Consider the following 17,601-nt stretch of genomic DNA (forward strand, 5'->3'; position numbering starts at 1 on the left):
GGGTCAGGCTGTCTGACGGGGTGATCGCGCGTCCACCGATTTCACGGAACTGGCCGAGAACCGCAACCGCCTGCCGCGCCGGGTGAGCCCCCAGGGCTTGAGGATCGAGATCGCGGTGATGAGGAGATAGGTGGCGGTGGCCACCGACGGCGCGATCACGAGGTTGATGTCGACGGCTTTGTCGGCGGGCGCCGCGTCGATCCCGGGGCGCAGGGAGAAGACCGACAGACCCGTCGTGATCAGGGTCAGCCAGAACTTGGTCCACACCCAGCGATGCCGGGCCAGGCCCCACGGGGTGCCCAGCGCCAGCACCAGGCCGCTGACCAGGGCGAGCAGCGCCACCGGAACCACCAGCCAGTCCCCGAAGATCTTCATGGCCCGGGTGGCGGCTCCCACCGTGGCGGGATCGCCGGTGGTGAACGCGGTGATGCCGAGTGCCAGCAGGCCGACGGTCAGGCCGAGCCAGCTGACGGAGACGGCGACATGGGCGACGAGGAGCCCTCGGCGTACGGGGCGCTTGAGTGGTTTCACGTGAAACACGATGTCGAGCCCGGCCGTCCCGGGGCGTCCCGCAGCGGGAGTATCCAGGGGTACCGGCCCGGGAGTAGACGCCCCGGCCGGTACCGGGGCGTGGCCCCGCCGCGTGGACTTCAGCCCAGGTCGGGGGCGTGCATCGCGCGTACGCCCTCGATGTTGCCGTCCAGGTAGTGCCTCAGGGACAGCGGGACGAGGTGCACGGCCGCGATCCCGACCCGGCTGAACGGCACCCGGACGATCTCGTACTCCCCGGTGGGCTCGTCGATCTCCGGACCGTGCCGCAGGGAGACGTCCATCGACGCCAGCCGGCAGACGAAGAAGTGCTGGACCTTCACCCCCGTCACGCCGCCGTCCGCGATGTGCTCCACGGTGTCGACGAAGCACGGGACCACATCGACGATCTTGGCGCCGAGCTCCTCGTCGACCTCGCGGTGCAGCGCGTCGACGACGGTGGCGTCCTCCGGCTCTACCCCGCCGCCGGGCGTGAGCCAGTACGGATCGACTCCCGGCTTCGTGCGCTTGATCAGGATGAGATCGTCGCCGTCGAGCAGGACGGCGCGTGCGGTGCGCTTGACCACAGGACGTTCGGTCATGGCAAGAGAGTGGCCCGCCGAGAGCCGTCTGAAACTCCCCCGGCCTACCGGACCGCCGCGTCCAGCGCCTGTTCGACGTCGGCGAGCAGGTCCTCGGGGTCTTCCGCGCCCACCGAGAAACGGACGAAGCCCTCCGCGACGGCGTCGCCGCCCCAGCGGCCCCGGCGCTCCGCCGTGGATCGGACGCCGCCGAAGCTCGTCGCGTCGTCGACCAGGCGCAGCGTGGTAAGGAAGCGTTCCGCGGTGTCCCGGTCGGCCAGCTCGAAGGAGACGACGGACCCGAAGCGCCGCATCTGACGGGTGGCGACGGCGTACGACGGGTCGGTGGGCAGCCCCGGGTACCGCAGGCCCGTCACCTCCGTCCGCTTGGCCAGGGCCTCGGCGAGGGCGAGGGCGGTGGTGCACTGCCGGTCGATGCGCAGCTGGAGGGTGGACAGCGAGCGGTGGGCGAGCCAGGCCTCCATCGGTCCGGGGATCGCCCCGACGACCTTGCGCCAGCGCCGCACGTCCGCCGCCAGCCGGGGCTCGCGGCAGGTCACATGGCCGAGCAGGATGTCGCCGTGGCCGGTCATGCCCTTGGTGTCACTGGCGACCGAGAAGTCGGCGCCCAGTTCCAGCGGGCGCTGGCCGATCGGGGTTGCCAGGGTGTTGTCGACGGCGACCAGGGCGCCCGCCGCGTGCGCGGCCTCCACCAGCCGCCGGATGTCGCAGACGTCGAGGCCCGGGTTGGACGGGCTCTCGATCCACAGGAGCTTCGCCCCGGTCAGCAGGGCCAGCTGGGCGTCGCCGCCGGTCGGTGCGGTCCGGACCTCGACCCCGTACGCCGCCAGCTGCTCCCGTACGAGGTGGAGCGCCTGGTAGCCGTCGTCGGGCAGGACCACGGCGTCGCCCGAGCGCACCTGGGAGAGCAGCACCGCGGTGATCGCCGCCATGCCCGAGGCGAACACCGTCGTGCCCACGTCCTCGCCGGGAGCCTCCAGCTCACCGATGGCCCGCTCCAGATGGGTCCAGGTCGGGTTGGTCTCCCGGCCGTAGGTGTACGGGCCCACCGGTTCACCGGAGAGGTGGAAGTGCGCGGCGAAGACGGGGCCGGGCAGCGTGGGTTCGAACTGCTCCGGTTCCGGAAGCCCGGCGCGTACCGCACGTGTTCCGTCGCCCATGGTGCTCATGCCTTGCTCCTTCGCTGTTCTCCCTGGTGGAGACCGGTGTCCCCTGCACTCTTCCAGAGAGGTCGGGAGCAGCCTCCGGCCGCGTACCGGAATCCCGACTGCTGGGATCCGGGGGTGCCGGAACCCGGGATCCCCGGGTCAGTTCTCGTCGGGCAGGAGGACATTGAGCGCCCAGGACACGACCGAGATGATCAGTCCGCCGAGCACCGCCGTCCAGAACCCCTCGACGTGGAAGCTGAGATCGACCACGCCGGCCAGCCAGGAGGTCAGCAACAGCATCAGGGCGTTGACCACCAGGGTGATCAGCCCCAGGGTCAGGATGAACAACGGGAAGGTCAGGAGCTGGACCACCGGCTTCACCAGCGAGTTCACCAGCCCGAAGATCAGCGCCACCAGGATCAGGGTGAGGGCCTTCCGGCCCGTGCTGCCGCCCTCCAGCGTGATGTTGCCGATCAGCCAGATGGCAACGGCCAGCGCACCCGCGTTGGCGATCGTCTTGACTACGAAATTCTTCATGTGTCTGATCGTGGCAGACATGATCGGTGGTGGGCACCGACAGCACAGGTACAGCCGACAGCACGGCACAAGGGGCGGGACGGGCCATGAAGGCATTCAGACTGGACGAGCTGGAGGCGGAGCGGGCCGCCAACGACGGGGCCTATCTGCAGTTCGTGCGGGAGCGCAACATGTCGGTCGGTCTGTACGCCCTGGACGCGGGAGAGCTCGATCCGCAGCAGCCCCATCAGCAGGACGAGGTCTACTTCGTCGTCAGTGGACGTGCGTCGATCACGGTGGGGATGGAGACGACCCAGGTCGGCAGGGGAAGCGTCGTCTATGTGCCCGCGGGGGTGGCCCACAAGTTCCACCACATCACCGAGGACCTCAGGGTGATGGTCGTCTTCTCGCCGCCGGAGGGCTGAGCCGCCCGCCCCGGACCTTGCCGGGAGCACGCGTTCGCGTCAGGGATCCCTAGGGGCTCGATCAGGGGTCTTCAAGGGCTGCCAGCGCCCTCCGGGAGCCGTCGCGCCTTTAGCATCGAGGCAAGGACTCAGAGAGACGAGGTAGAGGCGATGGCCGTGCGGGAGATATTCGCGGGAATGCCCTGGTGGGTGAAGTGGATCGCGGTGCCCGTCATTGCGATCTTCGTGTTCGGCGGTCTGATCGCCAGCGTGGTCGGCTTTGTGATCGGCCTGCTCTTCAAGGCGCTGATCTTCGTCGTGCTGGTCGGTGGACTGATCTTCGTCGTCCGGAAGTTCATGTCGTCGTCGTCCTCGCGCGGTGACTGGTAGCCCACGGACCGCGGGTCGGCGCGGGGGCCGGCCTGTCCCGTCCGATCCGGGTGGGATTAGCCCAGCAGAGCTAAGTCCCGGAGGAAACCACCCGTCTGCCGCAGGCGGGCGATACAGTGGCAAACCGCTGCCGCCATCCGGAATGTGACCTTCCGTCACCTTGTCGATCGCCTGATCGCTCCTGGGTACGACAGTCCGGTCGTTGGCCTCCGATCGCCGGCGCCCGGATCGGTCCTCGCCGGTCACGGTCACCGGATCTCCGGTCCCTTCCGGCCCTCGGGATCGCGGCAGGCCCGTGGGGGCGGCCCCCACGGGAGGGCCGACGGCCCGTCACCATGCCTGGGGGTGACCTTTGACCACGGCATCGAGCACCGCTGTCCCGACGTTGATCGGTTCGGTTCAGCGGGCGTTGAGGCTGCTGGAGGCTGTGGGCGCCCATCGGGACGGGGCGCCGGCCAAGCAACTGGCGCGGGAGGCGGGGCTTCCGCTTCCGACCGCGTACCACTTGCTGCGCACGCTCACCCATGAGGGCTATCTCCGCCGTGAGAACGGTGTTTTCCTCTTCGGCGCGGCCGCCGAGAACCTGACCGCGGCGCCCGGAGTCAGGGCCCGCCCGCGCCCCATCTCCGTCGCCGACTCCCTCGGTCACTGGCGGGACGTCCTCGGAGCACCGGTGTACTGCGCCGTCTACTGCGACGGCGAGATCGACCTCATCGCGGTCGCGGACGCCCCCGACACCCCGGCGGTGGAGGAGTGGGCCTCGTTCCGGGAGACCGGCCACGCGCACGCCATCGGTCAGTGTCTGCTCGCCCAACTCGACGAGAGGGCCCGCGAGGACCACCTCGACCGGCACCCCGTTCGGCCCCTCACCCGTTACTCAGTGCGAGATCGCGCCACGCTTCTGGAACGGCTGCGCACCCTCCGACGAGGTGAACCGGTCATCGAACGCCAGGAGTACGCACTGGGGACCGTCTGTGCCGCGATTCCGGTCACGGCCGGTGCCACCATTGCGGCGATGGCCATTTCGGTACCCCTGGACCGGGAAGATCGGTTGCTGCCCGCAGTCGAACAACTACGTGGCGAAGTCGCCAGCCTCTTGCGTTCGTTCGTGTTCTCTATCAGTATCTGAAAAATCACTCCTTGTGATCTGCTATCGCGTGCACCACGATGGCGTCAATAGGGCCATGGGGGATCATTCCTGGCCAGTTTCATCTACTGCGGGGTTGAACGATGCGCGAGTCGGTTCAAGCAGAGGTCATGATGAGCTTCCTCGTCTCCGAGGAGCTCTCGTTCCGTATTCCGGTGGAGCTCCGGTACGAGGTCGGCGATCCGTACGCCGTCCGTATGACGTTCCACCTGCCCGGCGATGCCCCTGTGACCTGGGCGTTCGGACGCGAACTGCTGCTGGACGGGCTCAACAGCCCGAGCGGCGACGGAGATGTGCACATCGGCCCGACCGAGCCCGAGGGGCTCGGAGATGTGCACATCAGGCTTCAGGTCGGCGCGGATCGCGCGCTGTTCCGGGCGGGGACGGCACCGCTGGTGGCGTTTCTCGACCGGACGGACAAGCTCGTGCCGCTCGGCCAGGAGCACACGCTGGGTGACTTCGACGGGAACCTGGAGGACGCGCTCGGCCGCATCCTCGCCGAGGAGCAGAACGCCGGCTGACCGGGCGCACCCTGCCCCCAGAGCCTTCCCCGCGGCTCGCCCCCGCGTCCCGGCGGCCCGTCACCCCGTCTTACGACGACGGCCCCGGCCGGTCCGCGCGGGTGCGGCCGTAGCCGCCGGTGCGCCGCCCGGCCCCGCGCGGTCCGCGGAGACGACCAGCGCGGCGAGCACCGTGGTCACCGGCACCGAGGCGACCAGTCCGATCGACCCGACCAGCGTGCGGACGATCTCCTCGGCCACCAGCTCGCTGTTGGCCACCGTCCCCACACTGCTCTGGGCGATGGAGAAGAGCAGCAGCAACGGCAGCGCCGCGCCCGCGTACGCCAGCACCAGGGTGTTGACCACCGAGGCGATGTGGTCCCTCCCGATCCTGATACCTGCCCGGTACAGCCCCTTCCAACCCATCTCCGGGTCGGCCTGGTGCAGTTCCCAGACCGCGGAGGTCTGGGTGACCGTCACATCGTCGAGCACGCCGAGCGAACCGATGATGACGCCCGCCAGCAGCAGACCGCTCATGTCGATGTCCGGGTAGAGACCCTTGATGAGGCCGGTGTTGTCGTCGGTGTTGCCGCTGAGGCTGGCCCAGCCGATGAACAGGGAGCCCAGCAGCCCGATCAGCAGCAGCGAGATCAGCGTGCCGATGACCGCGACCGACGTACGGGCCGTCACACCGTGGCACATGTAGAGGGCCGCCAGCATGATCGCGCTGGCCCCGATCACCGCCACGACCAGCGGATTCGAGCCCTGCAGGATCGCCGGCAGGATGAACAGCGTCAGCACGGCGAACGACACGGCCAGCGCCACCAGTGCCATCACCCCGCGCATCCGGCCGACCAGGACCACCGCCAGGGCGAAGATCCCGGCCAGCAGTGCCATCGGGACCTTGCGGTTCACATCGGTCACCGAGTACTGGAGGTCGCGCGGCGCGTCGGGGGCGTACGCGACGACCACGCCCTGACCCTCCTTCAGCTGGCGCGGCGCATCCGGCTGGACCACCTCGACGAACCTGCGGCCCTTGTCGTCGCCGCTGGTCACCTCGATGGTGGCCTTCGCACATTCTCCTTCCTGCTCGTTGACGGCTTCCCGTCCCGAGGGCGTGGAGGTGTCACCGGTCGGGGGCACCTGCGCGGCGTTGACGTCCGCGCAGTCGACCTTCACGACCTGGACGACCTTGCCGTCCTGGGTCTGCCGGTCGAATCCGACACCGGTGCGCTCGTGGTCGGGTACGCCGCCGGGCCAGAACGCGATCAGGCCGACGACGACCGCCGTCGCGAACGGGATCAGCACGGCGGCGATGACCTTGCGCAGATGCCGGGAGACCGGGGCGGCCGGCCCGTGGCTGTGCGTGTGGGCGTGGGTGTGGCCCTGGGGCGGCTGGGGTGCGGGGTCGTTTTGAGGGGAGGTCACGGGGCGATCATCGCAAGAACGGGAGGGCCCTCTGGTCAGCTCGCCGGAAAGGACGCTAGCGTGGAGGCACCTTTGCACACGCGGGAGCTCGGAGCACCGGGCTGAGAGGGCGCTGGGATCGCCGTACATCCGTACGGGACACGCTGCGCCGACCGCCGAACCTGTTACCGGGTAATGCCGGCGTAGGGAGTAGGTCTCATGACCACATCGGACGCACGCACGCCTGCCTCCAAACAGAACGCCGAGAACGAGGGCGACGAGGCCGGAAAGTCCATCGGCTGGCACAAGGGGTATGTCCAGGGCTCGCGCCCGGACCTCCGGGTGCCGGTCCGACAGGTGCACCTCACCAACGGCAAGGACGTGACGCTGTACGACACGTCGGGGCCGTACACGGATCCCGCCATCGACACCGATGTCCGCCGGGGCCTCGCGCCCCTGCGGGAGAACTGGATCATCGCCCGCGGCGACACCGAGGAGTACGCGGGCCGCCCGGTCCGCCCCGAGGACGACGGGGTCAAGCACACCTCGCCGCGCGGCGGACTGCGCAACCTCGACGCGGTCTTCCCCGGCCGCCCGCGCCAGCCGCGCCGCAGCCGTGACGGACGCCCCGTCACTCAGCTCGCGAACGCCCGACGGGGGGAGATCACCCCGGAGATGGAGTACGTGGCGATCCGGGAGAACGTCGAGGCCGAGGTCGTACGGGAGGAGATCGCGGCGGGCCGGGCGGTGCTGCCGGCCAACGTCAACCACCCCGAGATCGAGCCGATGATCATCGGCAAGCGGTTCCTGGTGAAGGTCAACGCCAACATCGGCAACTCGGCCGTCACCTCCTCCATCGAGGAGGAGGTGGACAAGATGACCTGGGCGACGAAGTGGGGCGCGGACACGGTCATGGACCTGTCCACCGGCCGCAACATTCACACCACCCGCGAGTGGGTGCTGCGCAACTCCCCGGTGCCGATCGGCACCGTCCCGCTCTACCAGGCCCTGGAGAAGGTCGACGGCCGGGCCGAGGAGCTGACCTGGGAGATCTACAAGGACACCGTCATCGAACAGGCCGAACAGGGCGTGGACTACATGACGGTGCACGCCGGAGTGCGCCTGCCGTACGTCCCGCTGACGGCCCGCCGCAAGACCGGGATCGTCTCGCGCGGCGGCTCGATCATGGCGGCCTGGTGCCTGGCACATCACAAGGAGTCGTTCCTCTACGAGCACTTCGAGGAGCTCTGCGAGATCCTCGCGACGTACGACGTCACGTACTCGCTCGGGGACGGGCTGCGTCCCGGTTCGATCGCGGACGCCAACGACGAGGCGCAGTTCGCCGAGCTGCGCACGCTGGGCGAGCTGAACACGATCGCCAAGCGGTTCGGCGTACAGACCATGATCGAGGGCCCCGGGCATGTCCCGATGCACAAGATCAAGGAGAACATCGACCTCCAGCAGGAGATCTGCGAGGAGGCGCCGTTCTACACGCTCGGCCCGCTGACCACGGATGTCGCGCCCGCCTACGACCACATCACCTCGGGCATCGGTGCCGCGATGATCGCCTGGTGGGGCACGGCGATGCTCTGTTACGTCACGCCCAAGGAGCACCTGGGGCTGCCGAACCGGGACGACGTGAAGACGGGTGTGATCACCTACAAGATCGCCGCCCACGCGGCCGATCTGGCCAAGGGACACCCGGGTGCCCAGGAGTGGGACGACGCGCTCTCGGACGCGCGGTTCGAGTTCCGCTGGGAGGACCAGTTCAACCTGGCCCTCGACCCGGACACGGCCCGGGAGTTCCACGACGAGACGCTGCCCGCCGAACCGGCGAAGACGGCGCACTTCTGCTCGATGTGCGGGCCGAAGTTCTGCTCGATGAAGATCTCCCAGGACATCCGCCGTCAGCACGGTGGTTCGCAGGAGGAGATCGAGGAGGGTATGGCCGAGAAGTCGAAGGAGTTCGCGGCCGCGGGGAACCGGGTCTACCTGCCGATCGCGGACTGACCTGCAAGAGCGGGAACGACCGGCGACGACTTGAGGGAGTCGCCGGTCGTCTGCTTTCTACTGCGGGAGGTTCGGCCCGACGTTGCGGACAGCGTTGAGGACGGTGTCCTCGGCGGCGTGTACTTCGGGGTGGAGCTCCTCCGGATCCGTGTGGAGCTGGTAGTCCCAGACGAAGTCGTAGATCCCGAGCGTGACGAACGTGAGCAGGGAGTGCAGGCCGAAGCTGCGGTCGAGGGCGGGGACGGGTTCGAAGGTCACCGGGTGCCGGATGATGCCCAGCTTCGTCCAGCTCACACTGAGCCTGTCGTAGAAATCCTGTTCGGTGAGCCCGAACTCTCCGCGGATTCGGGATCGCTGGGCGCTCCGCAGCCGTTCCGGTCGCCGACTTCGGCGTCGAAGATGTTCAACGCCCTCTCCGGGACGTACGGGTGCTACACCCTGACCGGTACCGGGATGCGCTGGGTGATCCGCACCGTACGAGCAACTAGATCTGGTTCGCGGTTATTTGGCGCGGTTGATCACCTTGTTAAGCGACAGTATGGACACAGTCGTGCGGCAGCTCTGTGTACGTTCCGGGAACGAGTCAACCTGACTTGACCTGCTCCTTATCTGTGGCTTACTTTCCGGCTTGCTTGGCTGAAAGTTGGCGGCCCTGAAACAAGGGCCCGGGGAGGGGAATCACCATGAACTGGTACCTGGCCGTACTCAAGAACTACGCAGGCTTCAGCGGACGCGCGCGCCGCAAGGAGTACTGGATGTTCACGCTCATCAGCTTCGTCATCAGCCTGGTGCTCACGATCATCGGCAGCGCGATCGGCGTGGAGTTCATCTCCTACATCTACAGCATCGGTGTTCTGATCCCGACGCTCGCGGTCGCCGTACGCCGTCTGCACGACACGGGCCGCTCCGGCTGGTGGCTGCTGATCGCGCTCGTCCCCCTGGTCGGCGCCATCGTCCTGATCGTCTTCCTCGCCTCCGAGGGCAAGCCGGAGACGAACGAGCACGGCGTCAACCCGAAGCTGTCTCCGCAGGCCGTCTGATCCACCGCTCCGGTCAGTCCGGAGCATCCCCCGGGCCGGGCGCGGCATTTGCCGCCCCGGCCCGCGGTGTGTCCGGGACCGCGCGTCGGGCTCAGTCCGGCTGGTGCTCCGGGCCGCCGAAGTCCGGGCTCGTGAAGTCGGGGCTGGTGAAGGTCGGCCGGGGGCCGGCCGCCGGGCCGTCGTCCGGGCCCGAGAAGTCCGGCCTGCTGTACCCGACCTTCGGGATGCGGTTGGGCGAACGGTGCGGGGTCCGCGCGGCGGGCCCCGCGGTGGGGTCGGCCAGGGCGTCCCGGAAGAATGGGAGGATGCCCCGCTCCAGCAGTGCGTGGCGCCATGCCTCCCTGGCCCGCGCGACCTCCTCCGGAAGCTCCTGTTCCTCCTCCTCGGCGGCCAGGGACGTCGCGCCGTTGCGGAGGGCGGTGACGAGCAGTCCGACGGCGGCGACGAGGATCGCCGCGGCGGCGACGCAGGCGAAGAACCACCCGGCCGTGACCATGGTGCGGCCGAACGTCAGCGACGGGCTGACCGCCCTCAGCAGATAGCCGACGAGCAGGAAGATGAGCGCCGCGGTGCCGGCCAGCAGCGGGGTCAGGACCGTGATGACCGCGCCTATCCCGGCGCCCGATCCGGCCGAGGTGCTCTGCGGCCCGTCCAGGCCCGGGAGCCCGTCGGCCCCCTCGGCGTTCGGCGCGCGGCGCAGTTCGCCGCGGGCCTTGATGTAGTGCTCGTACTCGGTGGCCGCGGCCGCGGTGATCAGCGCCGTGGCGCCGAGCGCCATGGTGCGCAGCTGTTCGGTGTTGAGCCGGTCCCCGACGCCCTCCAGGTCCGGGCGTTCGTGGGCGTGGCGCAGTGCGTCGCCCAGGATCCGCTCGTACTCGGGTCCGTCCTCGGCCAGCAGGTGCGGAGCGCTTGTCATCTGCATCCCCCGATGCTCCGTCGGTGCCCGGCTGCCCGCGTTGGACCGGGCGATCGGGCGGAAACGGAGGAGAGCCTGCCACTGTTAGGCCGAGGATAGAGCGCTCACGGCAAGGGGTGACAGGGTGTTTCCAGAATTGGACCCGGTGACGGGCCCAGCGATCGGCGAGGTCGGCGCCGGCTGAACCTGAAGCGCCTTCCCCGCCGACGGTCAGTCATGCAGCGGGAGTTGGACCACCAGCAGCTTTCCGGCCATGGTCACTCCGCCGTCCATGGCGATGGCGAGGCCGTCCGCGTAGACGTGCGGACCGTTGATCACGGGGCCCGAGCTGTCCTCGCCCTCCTCCGTTCCGACCTCGCCCAGGAGGTACGGAATGGGGCTGTGGCCATGGACGACGCGCTGTCCGCCGTACGTCGTCAGCAGCTCGCGCACCGCCTGGGAGCCGCCCTCGTCGCGGAAGGCGAACCGCTTGGTGAGCTTGCGGAAGAGGTCCCAGCACTCGTCGGCGTCGTTACGCGTGAGAATGGCCGTGATCGTGTCGTTGACGTCCTCGATGGTGGACCCGTAGTCGAGGTAGGCCGTCGTGTCGGAGTGCATCAGCAGATGCCCGTCCTCCTCGACGACCGCGTCGAGCCGGGACATCCACTGGAGGTGGACGTCCTGGAGGCGCTCCATGTCGGTCTTCTGGCCGCCGTTGAGCAGCCAGGCCGCCTGGAAGGTGGCGGTGCCCGCCCCGGAGTTGACGGGGGTGTCGGCGAACCGCTTGGCGCCGATCAGCAGCAGTTCGTGGTTGCCCATCAGGGCCTTGCAGTAGCCGCCGGCCGCCGCCGCCTCGGCGGAGAGCCGCATGACGAGGTCGATGACCCCGATGCCGTCGGGGCCGCGGTCGGTGAAGTCGCCGAGGAACCACAGCCGGGCGTTGCCCGCGGCCCATTTGCCGTCGGCGTCGATGAGGCCCTGTTCGCCGAGGGCGGCCAGCAGTTCGTCCAGGTAGCCGTGGACGTCCCCGACGACGAAGAGCGGGCCGCGGCCGTCGTCGGACACGGGGCGCGGCTCGGCGACCGTCTGCACCTGGACCGTGTCGCCGCGGCGGATGACCGGGAGGTCCCGCTCGGTCGGGGTGTAGCCCTCAGGCTGCTCGTCGCCCACGACGGCGTTCCCGGGGTGCGGCGGGCGGGGCGGCGCGGGGGTGTGCGGCGGGACGGACGCGGCGGGCGGCACGGGCGCGCCCGGTGCCGGGGGATGCGGATCCTGCGCATGCGGCGGTACCGAGGAAGGGGGCGCCCCCTGAGCCTGCGGTGGCACGGGTGTCTGCGCGTACGGCGGAACCCGGAAGTCACGCAACGTCGCCGTCCGCACCACGGGTTCCTGACCGGCCCCCTGAGTCATCGACCCCTCCACCACCGTCGCGCCGCCGTACACCTGACGGGCCCTGCCTGGTAGAGGTGGTCCGCGGTGTCGTGCGCCCATCATAGGAATGCGGATCGATCTGTGTGACGCACCAGGGGTGGTGAATCCGGGCGCACGCGCGGTTCACCGGCCGATTGGTCCGAAAAGAGGCGATCAATCCCCGCTGGGGGAGCGCGGCGCGCTGACCGTCGTGCGCGGTGGGCGGCGTTGCGAGGAGGTCCGGACGATGAGCTCCGTCGGTATGACCTGCTCCACAGGACCGTCGTGCTCGACCCCTTCGATGGCGTCGATGAGGAGCTGGACGACGGCCGTGCCGATCCGGCGGGGCTTCAGCGAGAGCGTCGTGATGGGCGGCTCGGTGGCCGCGTACACGGTGGACTCGCTGCAGCAGACCAGCAGCAGGTCCTCGGGGACGCGCAGCCCGTAGCGCCGGGCCGCCGCGAGGAGGTCGGTGCCGTTGGGGTCGAAGAGCCCGTAGACGGCGTCGGGGCGGTCCGGGCGGGCGAGCAGCCGGTCGGCGGCGACCGCCCCCGCGCAGGGGTCGTGGGCCGGGTAGGACTCGTAGACGGGATCCTGGCCCACCCGCTCGCACCAGTGGAGGTAGGCGGTGGTGGAGAGCCGGGTGTAGGTGTCGGTGGTGTTGCCGGTCAGCAGGCCGATGCGGCGGGCCCCGGCGGCGGCGAGGTGGTCGAGGAGGTCGAGCACGGCGGCCCGGTGGTCGTTGTCGACCCAGGCGGTGACGGGGAGCGTCCCGGCCGGGCGGCCGTCGGAGACGACGGGCAGTCCCTGGCGGACGAGTTCGGTGACGACCGGGTCCTGGTCGGAGGGGTCGATGACGACGGTTCCGTCGAGCGCGACGTTCGACCAGACGTCGTGCCGGGAGGTGGCGGGGAGGATGACGAGGGCGTAGCCCCTGGCCAGGGCCGCGGAGGTCGCGGCTCTCGCCATCTCCGCGAAGTACGCGAATTCGGTGAAGGTGAAAGGTTCATTCCCGTACGTGGTCACGGTCAGGCCGATCAGCCCCGACTTGCCCGTACGGAGGGTTCGGGCCGCGGCGGACGGGCGGTAGCCCAGGCGCTCGGCGACCTCGCGGACATGGCGGCGGGTGGCGTCCGGGAGCCTGCCCTTGCCGTTGAGCGCGTCGGAGACGGTCGTGATCGAGACTCCGGCCGCGGCGGCCACGTCACGGATCCCCGCCCGTCCTGGCCGGCCGCTGCGCCGGGGTGTCTCCGTCCGGCTCACCTGGTGCTTCCCTGCTGCTGTCATGGCGAGCCGATAGTAGGGCTCCGAGGGGTGGTCGGTCCGGTCGCATATGCGCACGTTGACAGGCACGTTTCTGCAAGGTCACGCCCCATCAAATTCCTTTCAATGCAAGGCAGTTGAAGGTTACTGCATGCGTGTGTCAGGTAAGGAAGGGTGGCAGCCTGCTGAATGTGCGATGTCTCGAAGAGGTCTCAACTCACCACTTCGGGGGACGCGCGCCACGGCGCGAGCCACCGGCGCGCGCCGGAACGGGAAGCGCTCCCCCGGGCAGAGCCCTCGGGGCGGCCCCGGGGGAGGTCCCATTCCCGGGCACTGCGGTCGATTTCCCGCTCGGGCCATTCGCAGCGGGGGCCAATCCTCATAGGGTGTGCAGTATTGCTGTGAACGGACGGTCGAGGAGGACCTGCGGTGAGCGAGACGAGCCCCAAGCTGCGCGCCGAGCTGGACGGCGTTCCCGCCTATGTGCCGGGCAAGCCTGCGGCGGCCGGCGGACCGGTCGCGTACAAGCTGTCCTCCAACGAGAATCCCTATCCGCCGCTGCCGGGTGTCCTGGAGTCGGCGCTCGCCGCCGCGGGGAACTTCAACCGCTACCCGGACATGGCGTGCACCGGCCTGATGAACGAGCTGGCCGAGCGTTTCGGTGTGCCCCTCTCGCACCTCGCCACCGGAACGGGGTCGGTGGGGGTGGCCCAGCAGCTGCTCCAGGCCACCTCGGGCCCCGGTGACGAGGTCATCTACGCCTGGCGGTCCTTCGAGGCGTACCCGATCATCACCCAGGTCAGCGGCGCGACCTCGGTCAAGGTCCCGTTGACCGAGGGGGATGTGCACGACCTCGACGCGATGGCGGAGGCGATCACCGACCGGACCCGGCTGATCTTCGTCTGCAACCCCAACAACCCCACCGGCACGGTGGTGCGCCGGGCGGAGCTGGAACGGTTCCTCGACCGGGTGCCGAGCGATGTGCTGGTGGTGCTGGACGAGGCGTACAAGGAGTTCATCCGCGACGCCGATGTGCCCGACGGCATCGAGATCTACCGCGACCGGCCCAATGTGGCCGTGCTGCGGACCTTCTCCAAGGCGTACGGCCTGGCCGGGCTGCGGGTCGGGTTCGCCGTGGCGCACGAGCCGGTGGCCGCGGCGCTGCGCAAGACCGCCGTCCCCTTCGGCGTGAGCCAGCTCGCCCAGGACGCGGCGGTGGCCTCGCTCCGCGCGGAGGACGAGCTGCTGGGCCGGGTCGGTTCGCTGGTCGCCGAGCGCGCCCGGGTGAGCGCGGAGCTGGTGCGGCAGGGCTGGACCGTGCCGGAGTCGCACGCGAACTTCGTCTGGCTGCGGCTCGGTGAGCGGACCCTCGACTTCGCGGGGGCCTGTGAGCGGGCCGGTGTGGTCGTCCGCCCGTTCGCGGGCGAGGGCGTACGGGTCACGATCGGCGAGACCGAGGGCAACGACCTGTTCCTCAAGGCGGCGGAGGCGTTCCGCGCGGAGCTGTAGAGCCGCTCGCGGCGCGCTGCCCGCGCTCTCTACTACCGGTGGCCCCGGACCTCGATCGACGAGGTCCGGGGCCCTTTGCGTGCGGCGGGAGCCCGGCTGCAGGGGGCCGAGAGCCCGGTGGCGCGGGGCGTTGGCCGAAAAGGGGTACCCCCGGCGAAGGCTCCGAAAGTGTGTGCGCCATAATTGCTTGTGAATGTGAACGCGTTCACAAGCGTGCCCACTTCCTCCCGTAATCGGGGGAATCAAAGGGGCATAGTGCCGGTGTGACCACGGCGATGTAAGGAGACTGACGACGTGGACCTAGCTCTGGCGCCGGAGACCCTGGCGCGATGGCAGTTCGGCATCACCACCGTCTACCACTTCCTCTTCGTCCCTCTGACGATCTCGCTCGCCGCGCTCACCGCCGGCCTGCAGACCGCGTGGGTGCGGACGGAGAAGGAGAAGTACCTCAGGGCGACCAAGTTCTGGGGCAAGCTGTTCCTGATCAACATCGCCATGGGCGTCGTCACGGGCATCGTCCAGGAGTTCCAGTTCGGGATGAACTGGTCCGACTACTCGCGCTTCGTCGGCGACATCTTCGGCGCGCCCCTCGCCTTCGAGGCGCTGATCGCCTTCTTCTTCGAGTCCACCTTCATCGGTCTGTGGATCTTCGGCTGGGACAAGCTCCCGAAGAAGATCCACCTGGCCTGCATGTGGATGGTCTCGATCGGCACGATCCTCTCCGCCTACTTCATCCTGGCCGCCAATTCCTGGATGCAGCACCCGGTCGGCTACCGGATCAACGAGGAGCGCGGCCGCGCCGAGCTCACCGACTTCTGGCGGGTGCTCACCCAGGACACCGCGGTCACCCAGTTCTTCCACACCATCACGGCGGCGTTCCTGGTCGGCGGGGCCTTCATGGTCGGTATCGCCGCGTTCCACCTGGCGCGCAAGAAGCACATCCCGGTGATGCGGACCTCGCTGCGGCTGGGGCTGATCACCGTGGTGGTCGCCGGGCTGCTCACCGCCGTCAGCGGCGACAGCCTCGCCAAGGTCATGTTCCGGCAGCAGCCGATGAAGATGGCCGCCGCCGAGGCCCTGTGGGACGGCCAGGAGCGGGCGCCCTTCTCGATATTCGCGTACGGGGACGTCAGCGAGGGCCACAACTCCGTGGAGATCTCGCTGCCCGGGGTGCTGTCCTTCCTCGCCAACAACGACCCGAACTCCTATGTCCCGGGCATCAACGACATCAACAAGGAGTCGCAGGAGAAGTACGGGCCCGGCGACTACCGGCCCAACATCCCGGTCGCGTTCTGGAGCTTCCGGTGGATGATCGGCTTCGGGATGGCCTCCTTCGGCCTCGGTCTCCTGGGGCTCTGGCTGACCCGGAAGAAGTTCCTGCTGCCGCCGGCGCTGCGGACCGGTGAGGACGAGGTGCCGCATCTGGTCCTGTTCCGGAACAAGGCGCTGAGCCCGAGGCTCACCAAGCTCTACTGGCTCGTCGCGCTCTGGACGCTGCTCTTCCCGCTGATCGCCAACTCCTGGGGCTGGATCTTCACCGAGATGGGCCGCCAGCCGTGGGTGGTCTACGGAGTGCTGGAGACGCGTGCCGGGGTCTCCCCCGGTGTCTCGCAGGGCGAGGTCATCACCTCGATGATCGTCTTCACCCTGCTCTACGCGGTGCTCGCCGTGATCGAGGTGAAGCTGCTCGTGAAGTACATCAAGGCCGGGCCGCCGGAACTCACCGAGGACGACCTCAACCCGCCCACGAAGATCGGCGGCCACGACGAAGACGACGCCGACCGGCCGATGGCCTTCTCGTACTGAGCACAGGAGCTGAGAGATGGAACTCCACGACGTCTGGTTCGTGCTCATCGCCGTCCTCTGGACCGGCTACTTCTTCCTGGAGGGGTTCGACTTCGGTATCGGGGTCCTCACCAAACTGCTGGCCCGCGACCGCAAGGAGAAGCGGGTCCTGATCAACACGATCGGACCCGTCTGGGACGGCAACGAGGTCTGGCTGCTCAGCGCGGGCGGCGCGACCTTCGCCGCCTTCCCCGAGTGGTACGCCACCCTCTTCTCCGGCTTCTACCTGCCGCTGCTGATCATCCTGTTCTGTCTGATCGTGCGCGGTGTCGCCTTCGAGTACCGCGCCAAGCGGCCCGAGGAGCGGTGGCAGACCAACTGGGAGGCCGCGATCTTCTGGACCTCTCTGATCCCCGCCGTGCTGTGGGGGGTGGCGTTCGGGAACATCGTCCGGGGCGTGAAGATCGACGCCGACATGGAGTACGTCGGCAACTTCTGGGACCTCCTCAACCCGTACGCGATCCTCGGCGGGCTCGTCACGCTCACCCTCTTCACCTTCCACGGAGCGGTGTTCGCCGGCCTCAAGACAGCGGGCGACATCCGGGTGAGGGCCCGCTCCCTGGCGCTGAAGCTGGGGCCCGTCACCGCGGTCCTCGCGCTGGGCTTCCTGCTCTGGACCCAGGCCGACAACGGGGACGGCTGGAGCCTGGGCGCCCTGATCGTGGCGGTGGTGGCGCTGCTGGCCGCGATCGGAGCCATCGCCAAGGGACGTGAGGGCTGGTCGTTCGCGTTCTCGGGCGTGACGATCGCGGCAGCGGTCGCGATGCTCTTCCTGACGCTGTTCCCGAACGTGATGCCGTCCTCGCTGAACGACGCCTGGAACCTCACGGTCACCAACGCCTCGTCCAGCCCGTACACGCTCAAAATCATGACCTGGTGCGCGGGCATCGCGACGCCCGTCGTGCTGCTCTACCAGGGCTGGACCTACTGGGTCTTCCGCAAGCGCATCGGCACCCAGCACATCGCCGACGCGCACTGACTCCGGCG

At 69.0% G+C, this 17,601-nt stretch carries 18 protein-coding genes; 9 read left to right on the plus strand and 9 right to left on the minus strand.

Translation table 11 applies throughout. The features are described 5' to 3' along the window. Window positions 1-3 precede the first annotated feature (3 nt). From WQO_RS17405 to WQO_RS17420, 4 genes are all read right to left on the minus strand, one after another. Entirely contained in the window at window positions 4-531 is a 528-nt protein-coding gene (locus tag WQO_RS17405; protein ID WP_029182269.1) for a hypothetical protein, read from the minus strand. A gap of 119 nt (window positions 532-650) precedes the next feature. Further along, window positions 651-1,130, minus strand: a complete 480-nt coding sequence (locus WQO_RS17410; RefSeq protein ID WP_010060465.1) for an NUDIX domain-containing protein — start codon at window positions 1,128-1,130, stop codon at window positions 651-653. A 44-nt stretch (window positions 1,131-1,174) separates the two neighbouring features. Next, window positions 1,175-2,299: a cystathionine gamma-lyase gene (locus WQO_RS17415; protein ID WP_010060466.1), complete on the minus strand. Its 1,125-nt coding sequence runs from the start codon at window positions 2,297-2,299 to the stop codon at window positions 1,175-1,177. Between the two features lie 138 nt (window positions 2,300-2,437). After that, window positions 2,438-2,815: a phage holin family protein gene (locus WQO_RS17420; RefSeq protein ID WP_010060467.1), complete on the minus strand. Its 378-nt coding sequence runs from the start codon at window positions 2,813-2,815 to the stop codon at window positions 2,438-2,440. 86 nt (window positions 2,816-2,901) lie between these two features. On the opposite strand from WQO_RS17420, the gene WQO_RS17425 reads away from it, so the two are divergent. The 4 genes from WQO_RS17425 to WQO_RS17440 all read left to right on the plus strand — a co-directional run bounded on the left by WQO_RS17425 (window position 2,902) and on the right by WQO_RS17440 (window position 5,256). Then, window positions 2,902-3,219 (plus strand): cupin domain-containing protein, encoded by a 318-nt coding sequence (locus WQO_RS17425; protein ID WP_006126030.1) that lies wholly within the window; start codon window positions 2,902-2,904, stop codon window positions 3,217-3,219. 156 nt (window positions 3,220-3,375) lie between these two features. Continuing rightward, window positions 3,376-3,588 carry a DUF5326 family protein gene (locus WQO_RS17430; protein ID WP_029182270.1) on the plus strand — a complete coding sequence of 71 codons (213 nt, stop codon included), beginning with the start codon at window positions 3,376-3,378 and terminating at the stop codon, window positions 3,586-3,588. Between the two features lie 352 nt (window positions 3,589-3,940). Next, window positions 3,941-4,717, plus strand: a complete 777-nt coding sequence (locus WQO_RS17435; RefSeq protein ID WP_010060470.1) for a helix-turn-helix domain-containing protein — start codon at window positions 3,941-3,943, stop codon at window positions 4,715-4,717. Between the two features lie 101 nt (window positions 4,718-4,818). After that, a complete protein-coding gene (locus WQO_RS17440; protein ID WP_029182272.1) occupies window positions 4,819-5,256 on the plus strand; it encodes an SsgA family sporulation/cell division regulator in 438 nt (145 codons plus the stop codon). Between the two features lie 60 nt (window positions 5,257-5,316). On the opposite strand, the gene WQO_RS17445 is transcribed toward WQO_RS17440, so the two are convergent. After that, complete coding sequence (locus WQO_RS17445) at window positions 5,317-6,663, minus strand: YibE/F family protein (RefSeq protein WP_010060474.1); 1,347 nt, start codon at window positions 6,661-6,663, stop codon at window positions 5,317-5,319. Between the two features lie 198 nt (window positions 6,664-6,861). Between WQO_RS17445 and thiC the strand changes: the two genes are divergently transcribed. Beyond that, window positions 6,862-8,652: a phosphomethylpyrimidine synthase ThiC gene (gene thiC / locus WQO_RS17450; protein WP_010060476.1), complete on the plus strand. Its 1,791-nt coding sequence runs from the start codon at window positions 6,862-6,864 to the stop codon at window positions 8,650-8,652. 57 nt (window positions 8,653-8,709) lie between these two features. Here the strand turns inward: thiC and WQO_RS17455 are convergent, their stop codons facing one another. Then, window positions 8,710-8,946, minus strand: coding sequence for a DUF4234 domain-containing protein (locus tag WQO_RS17455; RefSeq protein ID WP_010060477.1), 237 nt, complete (start codon window positions 8,944-8,946; stop codon window positions 8,710-8,712). Between the two features lie 389 nt (window positions 8,947-9,335). Between WQO_RS17455 and WQO_RS17460 the strand changes: the two genes are divergently transcribed. Next, complete coding sequence (locus WQO_RS17460; RefSeq protein ID WP_010060478.1) at window positions 9,336-9,692, plus strand: DUF805 domain-containing protein; 357 nt, start codon at window positions 9,336-9,338, stop codon at window positions 9,690-9,692. A gap of 91 nt (window positions 9,693-9,783) precedes the next feature. On the opposite strand, the gene WQO_RS17465 is transcribed toward WQO_RS17460, so the two are convergent. The 3 genes from WQO_RS17465 to WQO_RS17475 form a co-directional block, all read right to left on the minus strand. Continuing rightward, window positions 9,784-10,614: a hypothetical protein gene (locus WQO_RS17465; protein WP_010060479.1), complete on the minus strand. Its 831-nt coding sequence runs from the start codon at window positions 10,612-10,614 to the stop codon at window positions 9,784-9,786. Window positions 10,615-10,818: 204 nt separating this feature from the next. Continuing rightward, on the minus strand, window positions 10,819-12,012 hold the full coding sequence (locus WQO_RS17470; protein WP_248844743.1) for a metallophosphoesterase: 1,194 nt from the start codon (window positions 12,010-12,012) through the stop codon (window positions 10,819-10,821). A 159-nt stretch (window positions 12,013-12,171) separates the two neighbouring features. After that, window positions 12,172-13,284 carry a LacI family DNA-binding transcriptional regulator gene (locus WQO_RS17475; protein WP_006126041.1) on the minus strand — a complete coding sequence of 371 codons (1,113 nt, stop codon included), beginning with the start codon at window positions 13,282-13,284 and terminating at the stop codon, window positions 12,172-12,174. A 405-nt stretch (window positions 13,285-13,689) separates the two neighbouring features. On the opposite strand from WQO_RS17475, the gene hisC reads away from it, so the two are divergent. The 3 genes from hisC to cydB all read left to right on the plus strand — a co-directional run bounded on the left by hisC (window position 13,690) and on the right by cydB (window position 17,593). Further along, window positions 13,690-14,769 carry a histidinol-phosphate transaminase gene (hisC, locus tag WQO_RS17480; RefSeq protein ID WP_010060483.1) on the plus strand — a complete coding sequence of 360 codons (1,080 nt, stop codon included), beginning with the start codon at window positions 13,690-13,692 and terminating at the stop codon, window positions 14,767-14,769. 294 nt (window positions 14,770-15,063) lie between these two features. Further along, a complete protein-coding gene (locus WQO_RS17485) occupies window positions 15,064-16,575 on the plus strand; it encodes a cytochrome ubiquinol oxidase subunit I (protein ID WP_010060485.1) in 1,512 nt (503 codons plus the stop codon). A gap of 16 nt (window positions 16,576-16,591) precedes the next feature. Then, the gene (gene cydB / locus WQO_RS17490; RefSeq protein WP_010060487.1) at window positions 16,592-17,593 is read left to right on the plus strand and encodes a cytochrome d ubiquinol oxidase subunit II; all 1,002 of its coding nucleotides are present in this window, start codon (window positions 16,592-16,594) and stop codon (window positions 17,591-17,593) included. Window positions 17,594-17,601: the final 8 nt, after the last annotated feature.

The organism is Streptomyces globisporus C-1027 (assembly GCF_000261345.2).
In the GTDB taxonomy this organism is placed as follows: domain Bacteria; phylum Actinomycetota; class Actinomycetes; order Streptomycetales; family Streptomycetaceae; genus Streptomyces; species Streptomyces pakalii.